We start from the raw sequence: 14,002 nt of genomic DNA, 5'->3' as shown, positions 1-14,002 counted from the left end.
ATTCCGGCTGATGCGGCTACGGCGTCTCGATGACTGCCGTGTACTGGATAGAAGCCTGATTGATGCCGGGCGCTCGTATATAGTCGGCGCGCCAATAATCGAACGTGACGAGAGCGTTCACCGCGAGCGGAGGCTCCCATCGCCTAAGCGCCTTGGTGACAGTGTCAGCTATTTGCCGAACTTGTTTCTGGCTCGGCATAGACGACCAACAATTGATCTGGAAAGTCACGTCTACCGCATCAATGCAGTCCGCACTGTCGTCAGATGCTGAAGCGCTGCCAAACGAAACATACGGATAGGTTGCGGCCGGTACATTCCCACTCGGATCGGCGGGAGGGTTGTCGTAAACCTTGTCAGAGCCGATGAGCGTTGTCAGTGCAGCATTCTGCGATAACCGCGCATATATCGCGGTTTGCAGTTCCCATACCGGGTCCATCCGTCAGCCTCCTGCGGCTACAGTTTTTGCGGCTTTGGTGACGGCCCGACGAATACGGCGCTTCACTTCCTTCTCCTTTGCTCGCCATGTGACGTAGAAGAAGGGCTGTTTGCCTTGTCCGGGATTTTTAGTGCCGGGGAACATGCCTTTATTGGCAAAACCCTGCGTACCAAACTCGATCCATCGAGCGTAGTAAGCTTCTTTGTTGCCAGCATAGATCGTGATCGTCCAATCAACTCCGAGGCTGGCTTCGACTGTCGCGATAACCATGCTGCCCTTTGGAGCTTTGCCCCAAGTCCAGCCGATACTATTGCGAAGGGCGCCGTCGTCCTCTGCAACACGACGTTTCATCATATCGACGATATCGTCTGCGCCTTGCTCCATTGCAGCTCGCACCAAGTCGCGAGCGACTTTTGGCAGGCGTTTGAACTTCTGTTCAAGCTTTGCTAGCCCGATAATCCGTGCAAAAACCGCCATCAACCACCACCCTGCAATACAACGCGCATTTCAATGTACTGATTGACCTCGTCGGGATTGGCGCAAGACTGGATCTCATAGAAGACACCCGTTCGCTTATTCCGAGCACGCCATGAAGGAGTAACGCCTCTTGTTCGCGGTTCGCTGCGGACAACAAGCGTATAGGGCTGGATACCTTGCGTGCGTGCCGCAATGTCGGTTTCAGAACCAAGGCGCGGCTGCAAACGAGCAGCAGTTTCGAACTTATCGACCCAATCCTGGCTCGTGCCGCCACCCTCGTCCCTCACCGCTTCACGCTGTTGGAAGACCACGATGTTGTTGAGCGCACTGGCTCCTTTGCGTGTCGCCATCCTTCTCACCTTTTCTCGGAGTTTTTAGCCGCACAGCTTTACTGCGTTCGATTGCAGCGGCTGCGCAAGGAGTGGTCACAAGGCCAGACCAGCCAGCCTTATAAGCGATGGTGGCTTGCGGAAGCGGCTTCCAGTCGAAGTCTTTGGAGAAGCGGACGTGGGGCATTAAGCTGCGGCGGCCTCAAGAGCTGCGATACGAGTTGCAAGCGCCTGTAGTGTGACCTGCAGATTACCAGCGGCGAGACCACCAGTGCCTGCAACAACTTGGAGCGCAGTAGCGACAGGGAGTGCGTGAACATGATCTGCACGGGCAGCTGTGGTGCCAGTACCGACAGCGGCGGCGATTGCCAAAGCTGCAGGAGCTGTGGTTGCTACGGCCAAACTCGACGTACCCGCTCCAATAGCAGTTCGCGCAGCGGCCTGATCAGCGCCAGCGGCAATTACTGCCGGCTTGCCCGTAATATCGGCCCAAGCAGTAGCACCGGCACCGCCGCCTTCAAGGCCTTCAACCGTTGCGCCATCCTCGATCACGAGTTTGCCGCCGACCACAAGCGTATCGCCGCCGTCGGTTTTGTAATTCTTTGGTTGCATTCTTTAATCCTCTTCAGTGATAGAACGCCAAACGCGCCATGGAGCGAGAAGTGCGCGCACGTGTCGAGGTAAAACAACCTCTCCCTGTGTAGCCATGTCAGGCTCTCTATTTTCGTACAGATCGGCCGCAACCAGTAAAATTGCCGCAACAATGGCGGGACCAACAGCGATGCCGTCCGGCAAAGCGGGCGATTCGCCGGTCGCGACAACTTCTCGATCGAGATATTCTGTAACGATTGATTCCGCTGCAGCCGCATAGATTTCTATTTGGCTGTCTTCGTCATCATGAAAAACACGCAAGTAGCGTTTGACTGTTTCAAGCTCTAATAGCGCCATTAAACCCTCCCAAAAGGGAGGGAGGCCGAAGCCTCCCAGCCGCTATTATTCCTCGACGTCGCCCTTAACGAATGCTTCAGGACGATATACGGCAAGAGCAAGGCGCTCTTCCACGCGGATCGTCAGCATGTTTTTGACGAAGTCGTCTTCGTTCTCACTGGAAAGCAGAACTTCAACGTCCTGACGGTCAAAAATCTGAGCGGCAAGATTAAATGCACCGGTCAGGAACTCATTGACTGCCATCGCCTGCGTCTGAACAACTGGAAGGTTCCAGAGGGTCGGAGCAGTAGCGCCCTGAGCATTGCCAATGATGTAACGACCTTCGCCGTCTTTGGTCAGTTCCAGCTTAGCCCAATCGGTTGGATTGAGAACGAAGCCTGTTGCTGGATATTCAGCGAGAATGACCTGCAACACGGCAAGGCGCAGGCGATCAATGCCGTTTGCGGATGCTGGCGTAAACGCTGGAGCAAAGGCGGTCGCCTGAGGCAGAAGTCCGTTCAGGTTCTGACCTGTACCATCACCGTTGAGAAGCTGAGCTTCTTCGACGAACTTCAGGCCATATGTACCGCGTGCATTGATGTACGAAGCAAGCGCTGGCGCATCATCCATGATCTGGCGGGAAGCCTTGAAGATATGAGCGATTGTGCGAACTGGCGTGGTTTCGAGGTTGAACGTGATGTCCGACTTCGGCTTTGGCGTGGTTGGGGCTTCCACCACTGGTGCGGCATTGTTGGTAAAGCCCGTTTCCTTCACATACTCGATACTGTTGCTGGAGGTTTCTCCCTGAGCCAGCAGATCGCGGATTGTAAAGGTACGGTTTGGTGGCGCGATGATTCCTGGGACGCGATGACCGGCAATAAGGCTAGTGCTTGCAGATCGGCCAGCACCTACAGTCGTGTTTGCCGAAGTAATATCAGCGCGCTCAGCTTTCACACGAACGGAACCACGACCGCCCTTATCCATAGCAAGAAACTTCTCGGACTCTACAAGATAGTCACCGAGGCCCTTGAAGCCAGCGTGTTCTACTTCCTTCTCGCGAGCTGCGCGCTTTTCAAGTTCGCCAATGCGGGTAGTTACATCGCCAAGCTCGCAAAGCGCCTTGTCGGTCCTGTCTTTCAGTTCTGTTGAGACGGTGCCAGCCTGTTCAAGCTTTGCAGTGTACTCAGCACCAAGATTGCCAACCTGTTCTTTGATGGAAGCAATCGACTGGCCAAGCTCGCCGATCTTATCGGCTAGATTAATTTCGGACATAAGTCCTCCTGATGTTAAATTTTGAACGATTTTGTTTCAGCGATAAGCTGATCTAGCACCGCCGAAACAGCAGCATCCGCATCGACATCAGGTTCCCCCTGATCAGACTTGAGGTAGAGCCGAGCGGCCCGCTCTGCCTCTGAATTCGAACAGCCAACAAGACCCTTGAGGCCGTTCTCGAACTCACGTTTAGAAATATCTGCACCGTCGCGAATCTTTGCGATCAGCGTGTCGGCATCCTGCGCACGCGCGGTGTTCGCAGCTTTGATGCGGCGGATAGGTTGGGGCGTGGTGTCGGAGCCATATCGAGCCAGTGTTTCGTCTAGCGTGGCGATCCGGTCAGCCATTCCACGGTCAATAAGTTCTTGAGCGAAGAATACGCGACCATTCCCGAATCCATCCTCTACTTTGGACTTCGTGACGCCGCGACCTTCAGCCACCGCCTCAACAAAACGGCGATAAGAATAATCAACACGATCCTGAATAAACTGGCGAGCATCTTCGCCTAAAGGCTCAACTTCGTTGCCTTCGACCTTGTATTTACCAGCAGAAATGTACGTGCGCTTCACGCCATTTTTTTCGAGATAAGCCGATACATCATCGTGCGATGTGTAAACGCCGATCGAACCTGCACGACCGGATGGGGTGACGACGATCTCGTCAGCAGCAGAAGCAATCCAATAAGCAGCACTGGCGGCAAGGCTGTTGACCTGCGCGATGATAGGCTTATCCCCTCCACGAAGGGATCGGATTTCCGCGGCAAGCTCGTCAGTGCCCGGTACGGCTCCGCCTGGACTGTCGATGTCCAGAATAACAGCCTTCACGTCGTCGTTTGCAAGAGCCTCATGAATACTGCGTTTCAGCGACTGGTATGAGACACCACCGCTTATCTCAGACATCAGGTCCATGCGCTGTGCCAAAACGCCATAAACGGGAATTACGGCAGTGGAGCCTTCCGTCTTAGCTAATTCATTCGCACGCTTATTGCTGATGCGCGCAGCTACTTCATCAGGAGAAAAGCTGCCTCCTTCTGCCTTAAACAGAAGGAACGCGGTCATCGCCTCCAGTTTTTCAGGCGCAATTGCCCACGGCTCGGCAGCGAATGCCGAGAGAATGTTCTGATATTTCATTTAATTCCCTTAAGCAGCGCGCGTTTCGGTCGCGCCATCAAGCGATGGCCCGCCGTTATGGCCGATGCCGTGCAACGGTTGCATTGTCCCGTTGACGATGAGCTCGTTACCGCCAGGCATTTCTGCCTTGTTTTCATAGGATCGCGCTTCATTCGGCGTATAAATGCCGTTCTGAACCATCCTTTGAAGGAATTCGGCACGCGCTTGGCTATCGCCTCGCAAGAGGCCTTCCATGTTAAACTTAACGACAGTCGTTTTGCGCGTTTTGGCATCAAGCAAGTCGCGATAGACCGCTGATTCAATACTACGCAGCAACGGTGTAAGGCAGGTCTTGGTAAACTGCAGGATTAGCTGCTCGATACCGCTCCCCCACGTCGTCGTTCCATTTGAAGCATGGCCAATCATGACAGGCGGAACGCCGAAGATGCGACAGATCTGCTCAACACTGAATTGACGCGTTTCCAGCATCTGTGCATCTTGGGGATTGATCGTCAGTTGCTTGTATTGCAGACCAGCTTCAAGAACGGCAATCTTTCCGGCCTTATCAGACCCGGCAAACTGACCTAGCGTCTCGCCAAGCTGCTTTCGCTGTTCGGCCTTTAATACTTGATCAGATGTAAGCACGCCCGCAACCTGCATACCGTTGGCAAACATCTTGCCGGCAGTCTTTTCACCCGCGAGCGCATTGCCGACAGTGTTCCTGACAACTCCGATAGGAGAAAGACCACGATCACAGCCAGGAATGACCATTCCCCGAACGTGAAACATCTTGTCTTCACTGACACGGCGGATCGTGCCTGACTTGCCTTTGGCGGTTTCAGTCACTTCGTAATAGCGGTTGTTCCTGTCGTCGCGGCAAACCTTAACCGCAAGAGGATGAAACGGGTTCAAAGCTGTAAGACGGCCTCCGATCACCTTCTTTTCGGCGAAAAAGTTACCATCAAGACAAAGGCACATGGCCACCATGGCCCAAAAATCAGACGCTGTGTCGTCAAGATTGGGCATATCATGAAGCAGTTCATACAGAACGTTTTCACGATCGATGGTGACGCCGTCGTCCTTGAACACGTTGCATGGCAGCGTCTTTACCGAATTAGCTACGAGATTTACGCATGCCCATACGGAATCGAGATCGAGGGCCTTTTCGTAAGTGACTGTTTCACCGGACGTTGTTTCAAGGCCAAAGAAACCTCTCCAGAACTCGCCGTCGGTGAGCTTGATGGGCTTTCCGACCCATCTATCAATGAAGCCCATTTTTGCTCCGTCGTGAGTTAAGCGATGACCACCATATTGTTGATGAAGTCATCGAGGTTTTGTTCCGGTTCAATCGGAGTGTCCATCGCAGCGCCAATAGCCATTGCCAAAGCGACGGCAGCATCGATGCGTACCGAGGCTTTGGTTTTAACAAACCATCGGTTTTCCTGCGGGTCGTGATCAAACGTGGCGCCCATCAGCGCAGTCATCAGCACAGGGTTTCGCCTCATGCGAATCCGACCGTCGATGATCATGTCTTCTAGCGCCAAGACCGATCCCGGCATCCACAAGCCTTGCGGCGCAGGAAGGCCAGCGGCTTTTGCGGCCTCGACTTTGGCGGGTTCAGGTTTTGCTCGAACCTTGCCACCCTGTGGGTGCGCAACGTGGTCGACTTCAATGCCGAGCGCATCAACCTCTTCGCGAAACTTGTCGTAAGCGTAGCGGTCGTAAGCGATGGCTTTGATTTCAAACTGCTGATCAAGTTGCTGGAGGCGTGCCGCAACAAAGTCGTATCGGACACGTTTACCGGGCGTGGCGTTAAGCCAGCCTTGCTGCACCCATAACTCATATGGCGCTTTGTCGGCCTGTGCTCTGGCTTGCAGCGTTTCCTGTGGCGTCCAGGCCTCAACCCACGCACCAAAGGTCGGCAGACTGACTATAGCTCCGTCTTCGCGTTCCATTTCCATGAAACCCGTAGGAACCACGCAGGCAAGAACAGTCATATCCTTGCTGCCCGAAAGATCGACACCCATGAAAACCGGCTTCTCAGCGTGTTCCTCTTCGGGGTCGAAGTCGTCCATGACGCTTTCGACAGTCTCACGCGGCATCCAAGCCTTATCGGCATCCGTCCAGCAGCAAAAGTGCAAGCGCAGAATGCCGTTTAGCTTGCCCGGCATCTGTTTGGCCTGAGAAACAACGCCTGCAAGATATTCATGCGTAAGAATCACACCGAGAAGTGGATTAGCTTTCTTCCAGCATGTCGGATCATTCAAAGGGTCATCGCCCTTATCTAGCGCGCAAACCCATGCAAACGTCGTATCGTCGATGACTTCACCGACGTAATTGAATCCCTCGTCTGGCGTCTGCGTCCCGGCTGCAACCCGAACTGCGTGCTCGTGCTCTTCCCAGCAGATGCTGTTCTTGTCACTGCCAGAGTTCGTGATCATCAGCAGCAAAGGCTGGCGACGAAACTTGAAGCCACGCTCCAGCATTTCCATCGTCGATCGATCTGGATGCTCATGCACCTCATCGCAGAGTGCGAAATGAGGACGCGGACCAGAACCCGATTTTCCCGAATCCTTTGAGATCGGACGGAAGAAAGACTGCGATTTGTGGTGCGCGATATTAAACTCACGCCCCATACCGCCACTGAACTTTACACGCTGCATCAAGGCTGGTGCAGCGCGCGCCATTTTCACAGCGTCCTGGAACAGAATTCCAGCCTGCTCTTTCTTGGCAGCAGCGGCGTAAATCTGAGCGCCAGCTTCCTTGTCAGCAATCAAGCCATACAACCCGACGCCACCAGCGAAAGGCGACTTACCGTTGCCCTTGCCTTCTTCGATGTAGGCGCGACGAAAACGGCGGGAACCGTCTTCACGTTTCCAACCGAATAACGATCCGAGCTTGAATGCTTGTGATGCATGCAGCTCAAACGGCTTGCCTTCAAACTGGCCTTCGGAGAGCTTCAAGCGCTCTTCAAAGAAACGGAACACACGATCTGATTCATCATCGTCAAACCAAAGCCCGCGCTCATGCCCTGTAGCCAAGTCATCGAAATGACGCTGGCAAGCGTTTCGAACGTGCGGGCCTGCAATCTCAGTACCGTCAAGGACAGCTTGCGCGTAAGCGCTCACACGCTCCAGCGCAGGCATATCAGTCAAGCAAATCATCCTTCTCGTCGCTGTCGTCGGCGGTCGCAACTTTCGATGCGTCGGCAGGCGTTGCGCCCATCTGGCCAAGCATCTGCCGCAACAGGTTCATTGCCTGCACGCCAACTTCCTGGCCAGCCATGATGCGACCCTGAATATTTGCTGCCATACCGACCAGCGTGCGGTGTGACTGATTCAGCCACGGCAGCTCTTTTTCAAACAGCTTCCAAGCAGCCTTGGCTTTAAGCTCCGGGGTATCCTTCAACCATGCGGGAGGATTGCCGAGCGGGTCGTCGGCCTTGGCGTCAGTACGGTTTTTGAAGCGCTGCGGGTTTTTCTTATCACTCGCCTCGACAGCCGCCTTGGCGCGAGGCGTTCTGGGCCTCGCCATGGCATAAATCCTTTGAAGGGGTCATATTTTGAATTGTGGATGCGTGCGCGATGGACCCTCGCCGTTCCGGCGTTTTCGACCTTCGTCGACTTTTTGATGCCCCGGGGGTCAAACCGGCCACCCGTCGGCCCCGAAGGTCACGATGTCCTGACCTCGCTCCATGCGCTGCTTGGTGCGGTCATGGCATGATTTACAAAGCGATTGCAGGTTGTCAGCATTCCAGAATAGAAACTCGTCGCCCTTATGTGGGATGACATGATCGCAAACCGTCGCTGGCTCGACGTCACCAACCTGCAGGCAGAATATACAAAGCGGTTGCTCGGTCATTTGTCGCTCGCGCATTCGCTTCCAGCGGGCAGTCTTGTAGAGGCGGAGCCAAGGGCGGCTTATGCCATCACGTGAATTAGCAGCATGTCTTGGCGCGTATTTTATTGACACTTACCATTCCCTCCTTAACTAGATCATCATTCTTGATCGGTGAAAAAGGGACGGGACATGCGTAAGATTGGATTTTGCTTGATTGCCTTGCTGGCGATCTCTGGCTGTACGTCAACTGAAAAAGACCTCAGCATCGGAACTGTCGCTGGCGCTGCCATCGGCGGTATTGCTGGCGGTGGTAAAGGTGCACTTATCGGTGCAGGCGCTGGTGCCGTAGGTGGGTTGCTGGTGCGCAATCTTCGTAATGGCAAATGTCAGTATCGCAATAGTAGGGGGCAGATATATACTGCTCGTTGTCGATGACAAATGACTGGCGGGTCAAGGTCCGCCATTCTTTTTAATTTGGTTGCGGCAGGTCGGATTCGAACCGACGATCTTCTGGTTATGAGCCAGACGAGATGACCACTTCTCCACTCCGCATGATTGTTCTTCATGAAACTGGTCAAGGTGGCAGGATTTGAACCTGCGGCCTTCAGTTTATGAGCCTGACGAGCTACCGGGCTGCTCCCAGAAGATACTAATCTTTTCGAAAACTTTGAAACCAAATGTATTCGTACACGTTCCTAATGAGCAAGCGGCCGTCGCTGCTGACCAATCATTTCAGAAGGAATATCCTCAATGGCCAACGAACCAGAAAACACCGTCGCCAATCAGATCAGCGAACTTCGTAGCCAACTGAGCAGTCTTTCATCACAACTAGCCGACCGTCTGGGTACCGCCACAGACAAGGCTGACAATGCACTTTCTTCGGCATCTTCCGTAATTGAGGATGTGGCTTCCAACGCTCGACATCAAGGTGAACGCGTTCTTCAGGCTGCCCGCGAAAATCCCGGCACTGCAACGGCTACATTGGCAGCCGTGGGTATTTTCGGCGTTCTTGCTGGCATGATCCTGGGCCGTTGTCGTCGTTAACGTGCATTGATTGCACACATACGTCTCAGAACTCCCTTTGCACATCCTGAACAAGGAGAAACAAACATGACCGATTCAGACCCGCAACGAGCCTGGGAAATCGCAGAAGATTCCCGCGTTTGCTTTTATGGATGGAATGGAAATCAGGTGCCAATGTCGCCTATCGTTCGTAAGGACGAAGGCGCTATCTATTTCCTCGCAGACGTAGACAGCGAGAAGGTAACTGATATCCAAGGACAGTCGGTTGTCCAGCTGACGTTCTCCAACGAATCCGCCAATGATTACCTTTTCGTTGCGGGCAATGCGCAAGTGTCTAACGACCGAGCTAAAATCAAAGAGCTGTGGACGCCTTTCGCCAAAGCATTTTGGGATTCTGAAGACGACCCGGATATTCGCTTGATTACAGTTTCACCAAATCACGCTGAATTCTGGGACGGTCCCGGCACGATCGCCGCAACGGCCAAGATGCTTTATGCATCCGTTACTGGCAATAAGCCTGACATGGGAGACAACCGGAAAACCGGCATGTAGAATTGATCGGCGGGGAGCAACTTGGTTCAGCACCAATATATTACTCAACCCGCCGTATCCCGTCTGCCGGAGGAGAAACGGCGCCGGGGATTTGTAGACAAGCGTCGTTGATCACACAAAGCATGCTGAACGATGATGGCTTGTCGTTGGATAGTTACGCCCGGTTCATCTCTGACCGAGCGTCTGTCGCTGGCATCAGCCTGTGCGCACAGAACTTGGAATAGTGTGGAAGATTGTCTTCCCACTATTACCAAGCTTTGAGCGGATCAGCGCATGCGTCAGGCGGCTATGTCTTGTCGCTGCAAATTTCCTAGAATATCTCGCAGCGTTATTAATGCCGTATGGACCAGCGCACGTCCTGCACCTTGCGCTCCGCTTCGATTGGCAATTCCGACTGTTGTTCCAACCTCCGCTAATGTCTTCCCGTCGATGCAGGCTAGTTCGAACGGCTCACACAGATGGCCCAATGCGGATTGCAGCCGACCAAGCTTATGTTGCGCGTCAATCATTTCATTGACAGGCACATCGCCCCTCCACGGCTTCGGTACACTGGTGTATCCGCTTTCGGATTTATCAGATGAAAGCTGCGTTTCGGAGTCGGTGATACTTTTCTTGCGAGATGGAATATCCACGCTGGCGGCAGTAGATTGCCTGACATGCTTGTAAGCGACGCTGCCATTCGGTCGGACATGAATATGCCGATCGATCGCCATCCCATCCCCTAGCATGACTGAAGACCCGCCAAGGACCGCATTGCTTTTAGCTGCCGTGTGAATGCGACGATACATCATTGCGTATTTCAGAAGGTCAGTGTTGCCTTCCTTAATTAGCGCGGTAGCCAGAGGCCACGCGATGTTGTCATTCGCAGCGCGACCATCCCAATCGTCGCCGATAGACTGGCGCTTTTCAATGCGTCGGCGCATTTTTGTTAGCGCCTTGACCTCACGGGCGCGTTCAAGCCGTATACGTTCTCTGGCGGCTTGCCTTTCGTCTGGGGTACGTTCAGGGATGTGCCAACCGTGAATGGCTGTCGTCGCGATCGTTGGTTTAATCTGCGTCATTAATGTTCTCCCCATGTGGTGTTGGTTGGTTTTCATTCGCCGCTTCCGGCACAGCAGCCTCCAGCAGCCAGCCTTTAACCAGCCTCACTGCCTGCGCTGCTGCATCATCCTCGGTAACTGCCCTGACCACCACGACTGGAAAGCCAAGAGCATCGAGCAACGGATGGCGGGTTATCTGGCTTGGTTCAAGCTTGGCTTTGCCGACCTTGTTCTCAATCTGGCGCAGCACACCGCCGTAGATGTAAATCCTCACGTCGGCCTCGCCTGGTGTAAGACCTGCCGCTAATGCCTCGGCTCTTGCCTTGGGGCCGCGCTTGGCTGCGTTTTGATCTCCAGCTAGTGTGAATGTTCCCGGTCGAACGTCTCGCGCTGTGTGGACGTACTCTGGCAATCTGCGCAGGCTGCGAACTTGTGCAGCTTGCAGTTCCCATTCTAAAGGCAGGGCTGCTTTTGTTGTGACCTTGCCGTTGCGTGTCGTGATGATTGTTCGGACGCCATTGATCCGGACAATTTGCGTTGTGGTTTTTGGCTTGCCGGATGACGCGCCGTTCAGCGCACGTCTTCGTGTCATTGTCTCTCCTCGTGTTCATGGTGTGTCAGCTTGGTGGGCTTCCGTTGGTAGCGGAACAATTCACATCATGGTGGGAGTGACACGTCGGTCAAGCGTCAACCGGTATAATTTCAACCAACCTCAAATCAGGTTGTATTTTTCAATCAGGAAATTTTCTAAAAAGTGCGTAGTTCTCAAACGGATAGAACTACGCGCTGCGCGCTTTGTGCGTAAGTTTCTATATAAGAACTCTTACGCACTAAAAGCAGCGTGCTTTTGCGCAAGTCTTTTCAGGTTTTTTGAGACTTACGCAGTATGACTTACGCGTTACCTATGATTGTATTTTGATTGTGACAGTGGGCTGTATATCGCTTGTGGTAAATAGCTCAGAGATGCCGCTTGTCTTCGATCAAAGAATGCAGAGGCGCCGATATTTCTGCTTTAAGCCCATTTGGCAAGTAGTCAGTCTTGACGCCACCAGACCCCAACAAGCCCATACGAATTAACTTTGATCCGAAGCCAGCTCGCTCAGGTTGAGCTACCTCGGGACCGTCAACTTCTTCCCAACGAATCGTCAGTATTTCGGAGCCATCCACAATCGAGGTTTGCAAAACAACGTTCACTCGACCAACGTCATTGGAGAGTGCACCGTATTTGATCGCGTTTGTTGCAAGTTCATGGATCAGAAGCGATACTGCAGTTCCGCCTTTGGGACCTATCAGTATATCTGGTCCCGCAATCGCTATGCGTTGATCAACAGCGAGGGCGGCTAACACGCCTTGCATGATCTGATTAATGGAACCGTTGGAACCTTTGCCAAGCCGCAGTACATCGTGAGCGCTGCTTAGGGCTCGCAGACGTTCAGAAAATGCTCGCAGGTTTTCGTAGTCTGATTCCGCAAATGTCTGACTGGCAATCGCGTTTATTATGCTGAAATTATTCTTTATTCTATGCGCGAGTTCGGCATTGAAGACTTCAGCGTTCTTTTCAGCTTCAACTTTGCCTGTGCTCTCTACGACGGTATCAATGAAACCTCCGACAGAGCCATCATCATTTCTGATGGGGCTGTAGCAGAAAGTGAAATAGCATTGTTCAGGATAGCCGTAACGATCGATTACTAACGGGTAATCTTCAATGAATGTCGCTTCACCCTTAAATGCTTTTTGAGCGATTGGAGCGATTTCCGACCATGCCTCAGCCCAAATATCGCTGAATGGCTTACCCATACAATCAGACTTATTGCCTAAGATTGGGCGAAATGCATCATTGAAAAAAGTAATATATTCGGAGCCCCAGCAGATCGCTTTAGGAAAATGCGATGCAAGCATCATCTGCAAAGCTATTTTAAGCGCCAACGGCCAGCTTTCAGAATTACCCAACTCATTATTGGCCCAATCAACTGATCGAATTTCTTCAACTGACTGACCAGTCGCGTGCAGAAAGAAGAACTTGTCTTCCATATCACCACCTAACCATAAACTAGCCAGCATTGGAGGGAGATGATTTGCTGCTAATACGACGAATAATATAGAGACGTGCGTAGGGAATGATAGATACGGCAGTCAGGCGCAGACGAAATATTTCCGACTTCTGAGCCTATTTTTAAACAAAAAAAACCGCCCAGATTTCTCTGAGCGGTAAAGTTGTGCGTGAGGTCCTGAAAAATCAGAACTTGTATGCGACGCCGAGACGAACTTCGTTAGTCTTGAACTTGTTGCGAACCGAGCCGTCGCCAAAGCCAAAGTCGTAATCCTTGTTGCCGTAATCGGTATAACGGTATTCAAGGCGAACGATGACGTTGTCAGTTGCTGCGTAGTCAATACCTGCGCCAGCGGTCCAGCCGGTGAGGGTCTTGCTCTGCGAGGCTTCGAACGAACCATCAGCACCAGTCGACGACAATGTGTTCTTTACGCTTCCGAAAGCAACACCACCAGCGATGTATGGAAGGAAGCGATCAACTGCGTAACCTGCACGGGCACGAACGGCACCCGACCAACGCAGCTTGCTTTCAACGCTGTCTGTTCCGTCAAGGAAAGTTTCAGAGTAGCTGTCCTTGAGGTTGTTGTAGGTTACGTCACCGTCAATACCCAGAACAACGCTGTTGCCGAGATCGAAGTTGTAACCTGCATAAAGACCGCCGAGGAAGCCATCTGGCTTGACGTTGACGCCACCGTCGAGGCGAACGCGACTTGCCCCAGCCGTAACCAATCTGGCCACCGAGGTAAGCGCCGTTCCAGGTGAAGGTCGGAGCCATAACAACTGGAGCTGGTTCTTCGTATTGAATTGCATCTGCAGCATTGGCTACAGCAAATCCAGTGAATACGAAAGTAGTGGCTAGCAAGATTGACTTGATGTTCATTTTATTCTCCCATCTCCAGCGGAGCGCTAAAATATTTTCTGAGCCTAAAGATATATCAACAATGCAA

Annotated in this window: 17 protein-coding genes, 1 tRNA gene and 1 pseudogene; 3 read left to right on the top strand and 16 right to left on the bottom strand. The window is 52.8% G+C overall.

Features of this window, described 5'->3' with window-relative positions; translation table 11 throughout:
* Positions 1 to 16 precede the first annotated feature (16 nt).
* The 11 genes from CEV32_RS08795 to CEV32_RS08740 form a co-directional block, all read right to left on the bottom strand.
* The gene (locus CEV32_RS08795; RefSeq protein ID WP_094576297.1) at positions 17 to 436 is read right to left on the bottom strand and encodes a DUF3168 domain-containing protein; all 420 of its coding nucleotides are present in this window, start codon (positions 434 to 436) and stop codon (positions 17 to 19) included.
* Between the two features lie 3 nt (positions 437 to 439).
* Positions 440 to 913: an HK97-gp10 family putative phage morphogenesis protein gene (locus CEV32_RS08790; RefSeq protein WP_094576295.1), complete on the bottom strand. Its 474-nt coding sequence runs from the start codon at positions 911 to 913 to the stop codon at positions 440 to 442.
* Entirely contained in the window at positions 913 to 1,263 is a 351-nt protein-coding gene (locus tag CEV32_RS08785; RefSeq protein WP_094576293.1) for a head-tail adaptor protein, read from the bottom strand. Before CEV32_RS08785 ends, CEV32_RS08790 begins: the two co-directional genes overlap by 1 nt.
* Positions 1,264 to 1,428: 165 nt before the next feature.
* Entirely contained in the window at positions 1,429 to 1,854 is a 426-nt protein-coding gene (locus CEV32_RS08775; RefSeq protein WP_094576289.1) for a hypothetical protein, read from the bottom strand.
* A gap of 3 nt (positions 1,855 to 1,857) precedes the next feature.
* A complete protein-coding gene (locus tag CEV32_RS08770; RefSeq protein ID WP_094576287.1) occupies positions 1,858 to 2,190 on the bottom strand; it encodes a head-tail connector protein in 333 nt (110 codons plus the stop codon).
* Positions 2,191 to 2,235: 45 nt separating this feature from the next.
* Positions 2,236 to 3,441, bottom strand: coding sequence for a phage major capsid protein (locus tag CEV32_RS08765; protein ID WP_094576285.1), 1,206 nt, complete (start codon positions 3,439 to 3,441; stop codon positions 2,236 to 2,238).
* Positions 3,442 to 3,455: 14 nt separating this feature from the next.
* Complete coding sequence (sppA, locus tag CEV32_RS08760) at positions 3,456 to 4,571, bottom strand: signal peptide peptidase SppA (RefSeq protein WP_094576283.1); 1,116 nt, start codon at positions 4,569 to 4,571, stop codon at positions 3,456 to 3,458.
* Between the two features lie 9 nt (positions 4,572 to 4,580).
* Positions 4,581 to 5,825: a phage portal protein gene (locus CEV32_RS08755; RefSeq protein ID WP_094576281.1), complete on the bottom strand. Its 1,245-nt coding sequence runs from the start codon at positions 5,823 to 5,825 to the stop codon at positions 4,581 to 4,583.
* Positions 5,826 to 5,842: 17 nt separating this feature from the next.
* The gene (locus CEV32_RS08750; RefSeq protein ID WP_094576279.1) at positions 5,843 to 7,696 is read right to left on the bottom strand and encodes a terminase large subunit; all 1,854 of its coding nucleotides are present in this window, start codon (positions 7,694 to 7,696) and stop codon (positions 5,843 to 5,845) included.
* 1 nt (position 7,697) lies between these two features.
* Positions 7,698 to 8,084 (bottom strand): hypothetical protein, encoded by a 387-nt coding sequence (locus CEV32_RS08745; protein ID WP_094576277.1) that lies wholly within the window; start codon positions 8,082 to 8,084, stop codon positions 7,698 to 7,700.
* Positions 8,085 to 8,192: 108 nt separating this feature from the next.
* Entirely contained in the window at positions 8,193 to 8,411 is a 219-nt protein-coding gene (locus CEV32_RS08740; RefSeq protein ID WP_328587913.1) for an HNH endonuclease, read from the bottom strand.
* A gap of 168 nt (positions 8,412 to 8,579) precedes the next feature.
* Here CEV32_RS08740 and CEV32_RS08735 point away from each other — a divergent pair, with 168 nt between their 5' ends.
* A complete protein-coding gene (locus CEV32_RS08735) occupies positions 8,580 to 8,825 on the top strand; it encodes a YMGG-like glycine zipper-containing protein (protein ID WP_094576273.1) in 246 nt (81 codons plus the stop codon).
* A gap of 40 nt (positions 8,826 to 8,865) precedes the next feature.
* On the opposite strand, the gene CEV32_RS08730 is transcribed toward CEV32_RS08735, so the two are convergent.
* Positions 8,866 to 8,942 (bottom strand) — tRNA-Met (locus CEV32_RS08730).
* 198 nt (positions 8,943 to 9,140) lie between these two features.
* Between CEV32_RS08730 and CEV32_RS08720 the strand changes: the two genes are divergently transcribed.
* Together CEV32_RS08720 and CEV32_RS08715 are read left to right on the top strand one after the other, a co-directional pair.
* Positions 9,141 to 9,434, top strand: a complete 294-nt coding sequence (locus CEV32_RS08720; RefSeq protein ID WP_094576271.1) for a hypothetical protein — start codon at positions 9,141 to 9,143, stop codon at positions 9,432 to 9,434.
* 66 nt (positions 9,435 to 9,500) lie between these two features.
* Positions 9,501 to 9,965 carry a pyridoxamine 5'-phosphate oxidase family protein gene (locus tag CEV32_RS08715; RefSeq protein WP_094576269.1) on the top strand — a complete coding sequence of 155 codons (465 nt, stop codon included), beginning with the start codon at positions 9,501 to 9,503 and terminating at the stop codon, positions 9,963 to 9,965.
* A 278-nt stretch (positions 9,966 to 10,243) separates the two neighbouring features.
* Here the strand turns inward: CEV32_RS08715 and CEV32_RS08710 are convergent, their stop codons facing one another.
* The 4 genes and pseudogenes from CEV32_RS08710 to CEV32_RS08695 all read right to left on the bottom strand — a co-directional run bounded on the left by CEV32_RS08710 (position 10,244) and on the right by CEV32_RS08695 (position 13,935).
* Positions 10,244 to 11,026, bottom strand: coding sequence for a hypothetical protein (locus tag CEV32_RS08710; protein ID WP_094576268.1), 783 nt, complete (start codon positions 11,024 to 11,026; stop codon positions 10,244 to 10,246).
* Positions 11,013 to 11,597 carry an oxidoreductase gene (locus CEV32_RS08705; protein WP_094576266.1) on the bottom strand — a complete coding sequence of 195 codons (585 nt, stop codon included), beginning with the start codon at positions 11,595 to 11,597 and terminating at the stop codon, positions 11,013 to 11,015. The genes CEV32_RS08710 and CEV32_RS08705 overlap by 14 nt, the downstream gene beginning before the upstream one ends.
* A gap of 365 nt (positions 11,598 to 11,962) precedes the next feature.
* Positions 11,963 to 13,036, bottom strand: coding sequence for a PAS domain-containing sensor histidine kinase (locus CEV32_RS08700; protein WP_094576498.1), 1,074 nt, complete (start codon positions 13,034 to 13,036; stop codon positions 11,963 to 11,965).
* A 205-nt stretch (positions 13,037 to 13,241) separates the two neighbouring features.
* Positions 13,242 to 13,935: pseudogene (locus CEV32_RS08695) on the bottom strand (outer membrane protein).
* Positions 13,936 to 14,002: the final 67 nt, after the last annotated feature.

Source organism: Brucella rhizosphaerae (genome assembly GCF_002252475.1).
Lineage (GTDB): Bacteria > Pseudomonadota > Alphaproteobacteria > Rhizobiales > Rhizobiaceae > Brucella > Brucella rhizosphaerae.
Note: the sequence above shows the minus strand (reverse complement) of the source record. Positions and strands in the feature narration are given on the sequence as shown.

Coding starts and splice junctions, on each gene's coding strand:
- CEV32_RS08795 (WP_094576297.1), bottom strand. CDS start 436: ATGGACCCGGTATGGGAACTGCAAACCGCGATATATGCGCGGTTATCG.
- CEV32_RS08790 (WP_094576295.1), bottom strand. CDS start 913: ATGGCGGTTTTTGCACGGATTATCGGGCTAGCAAAGCTTGAACAGAAG.
- CEV32_RS08785 (WP_094576293.1), bottom strand. CDS start 1,263: ATGGCGACACGCAAAGGAGCCAGTGCGCTCAACAACATCGTGGTCTTC.
- CEV32_RS08775 (WP_094576289.1), bottom strand. CDS start 1,854: ATGCAACCAAAGAATTACAAAACCGACGGCGGCGATACGCTTGTGGTC.
- CEV32_RS08770 (WP_094576287.1), bottom strand. CDS start 2,190: ATGGCGCTATTAGAGCTTGAAACAGTCAAACGCTACTTGCGTGTTTTT.
- CEV32_RS08765 (WP_094576285.1), bottom strand. CDS start 3,441: ATGTCCGAAATTAATCTAGCCGATAAGATCGGCGAGCTTGGCCAGTCG.
- sppA (WP_094576283.1), bottom strand. CDS start 4,571: ATGAAATATCAGAACATTCTCTCGGCATTCGCTGCCGAGCCGTGGGCA.
- CEV32_RS08755 (WP_094576281.1), bottom strand. CDS start 5,825: ATGGGCTTCATTGATAGATGGGTCGGAAAGCCCATCAAGCTCACCGAC.
- CEV32_RS08750 (WP_094576279.1), bottom strand. CDS start 7,696: ATGCCTGCGCTGGAGCGTGTGAGCGCTTACGCGCAAGCTGTCCTTGAC.
- CEV32_RS08745 (WP_094576277.1), bottom strand. CDS start 8,084: ATGGCGAGGCCCAGAACGCCTCGCGCCAAGGCGGCTGTCGAGGCGAGT.
- CEV32_RS08740 (WP_328587913.1), bottom strand. CDS start 8,411: ATGACCGAGCAACCGCTTTGTATATTCTGCCTGCAGGTTGGTGACGTC.
- CEV32_RS08735 (WP_094576273.1), top strand. CDS start 8,580: ATGCGTAAGATTGGATTTTGCTTGATTGCCTTGCTGGCGATCTCTGGC.
- CEV32_RS08720 (WP_094576271.1), top strand. CDS start 9,141: ATGGCCAACGAACCAGAAAACACCGTCGCCAATCAGATCAGCGAACTT.
- CEV32_RS08715 (WP_094576269.1), top strand. CDS start 9,501: ATGACCGATTCAGACCCGCAACGAGCCTGGGAAATCGCAGAAGATTCC.
- CEV32_RS08710 (WP_094576268.1), bottom strand. CDS start 11,026: ATGACGCAGATTAAACCAACGATCGCGACGACAGCCATTCACGGTTGG.
- CEV32_RS08705 (WP_094576266.1), bottom strand. CDS start 11,597: ATGACACGAAGACGTGCGCTGAACGGCGCGTCATCCGGCAAGCCAAAA.
- CEV32_RS08700 (WP_094576498.1), bottom strand. CDS start 13,036: ATGGAAGACAAGTTCTTCTTTCTGCACGCGACTGGTCAGTCAGTTGAA.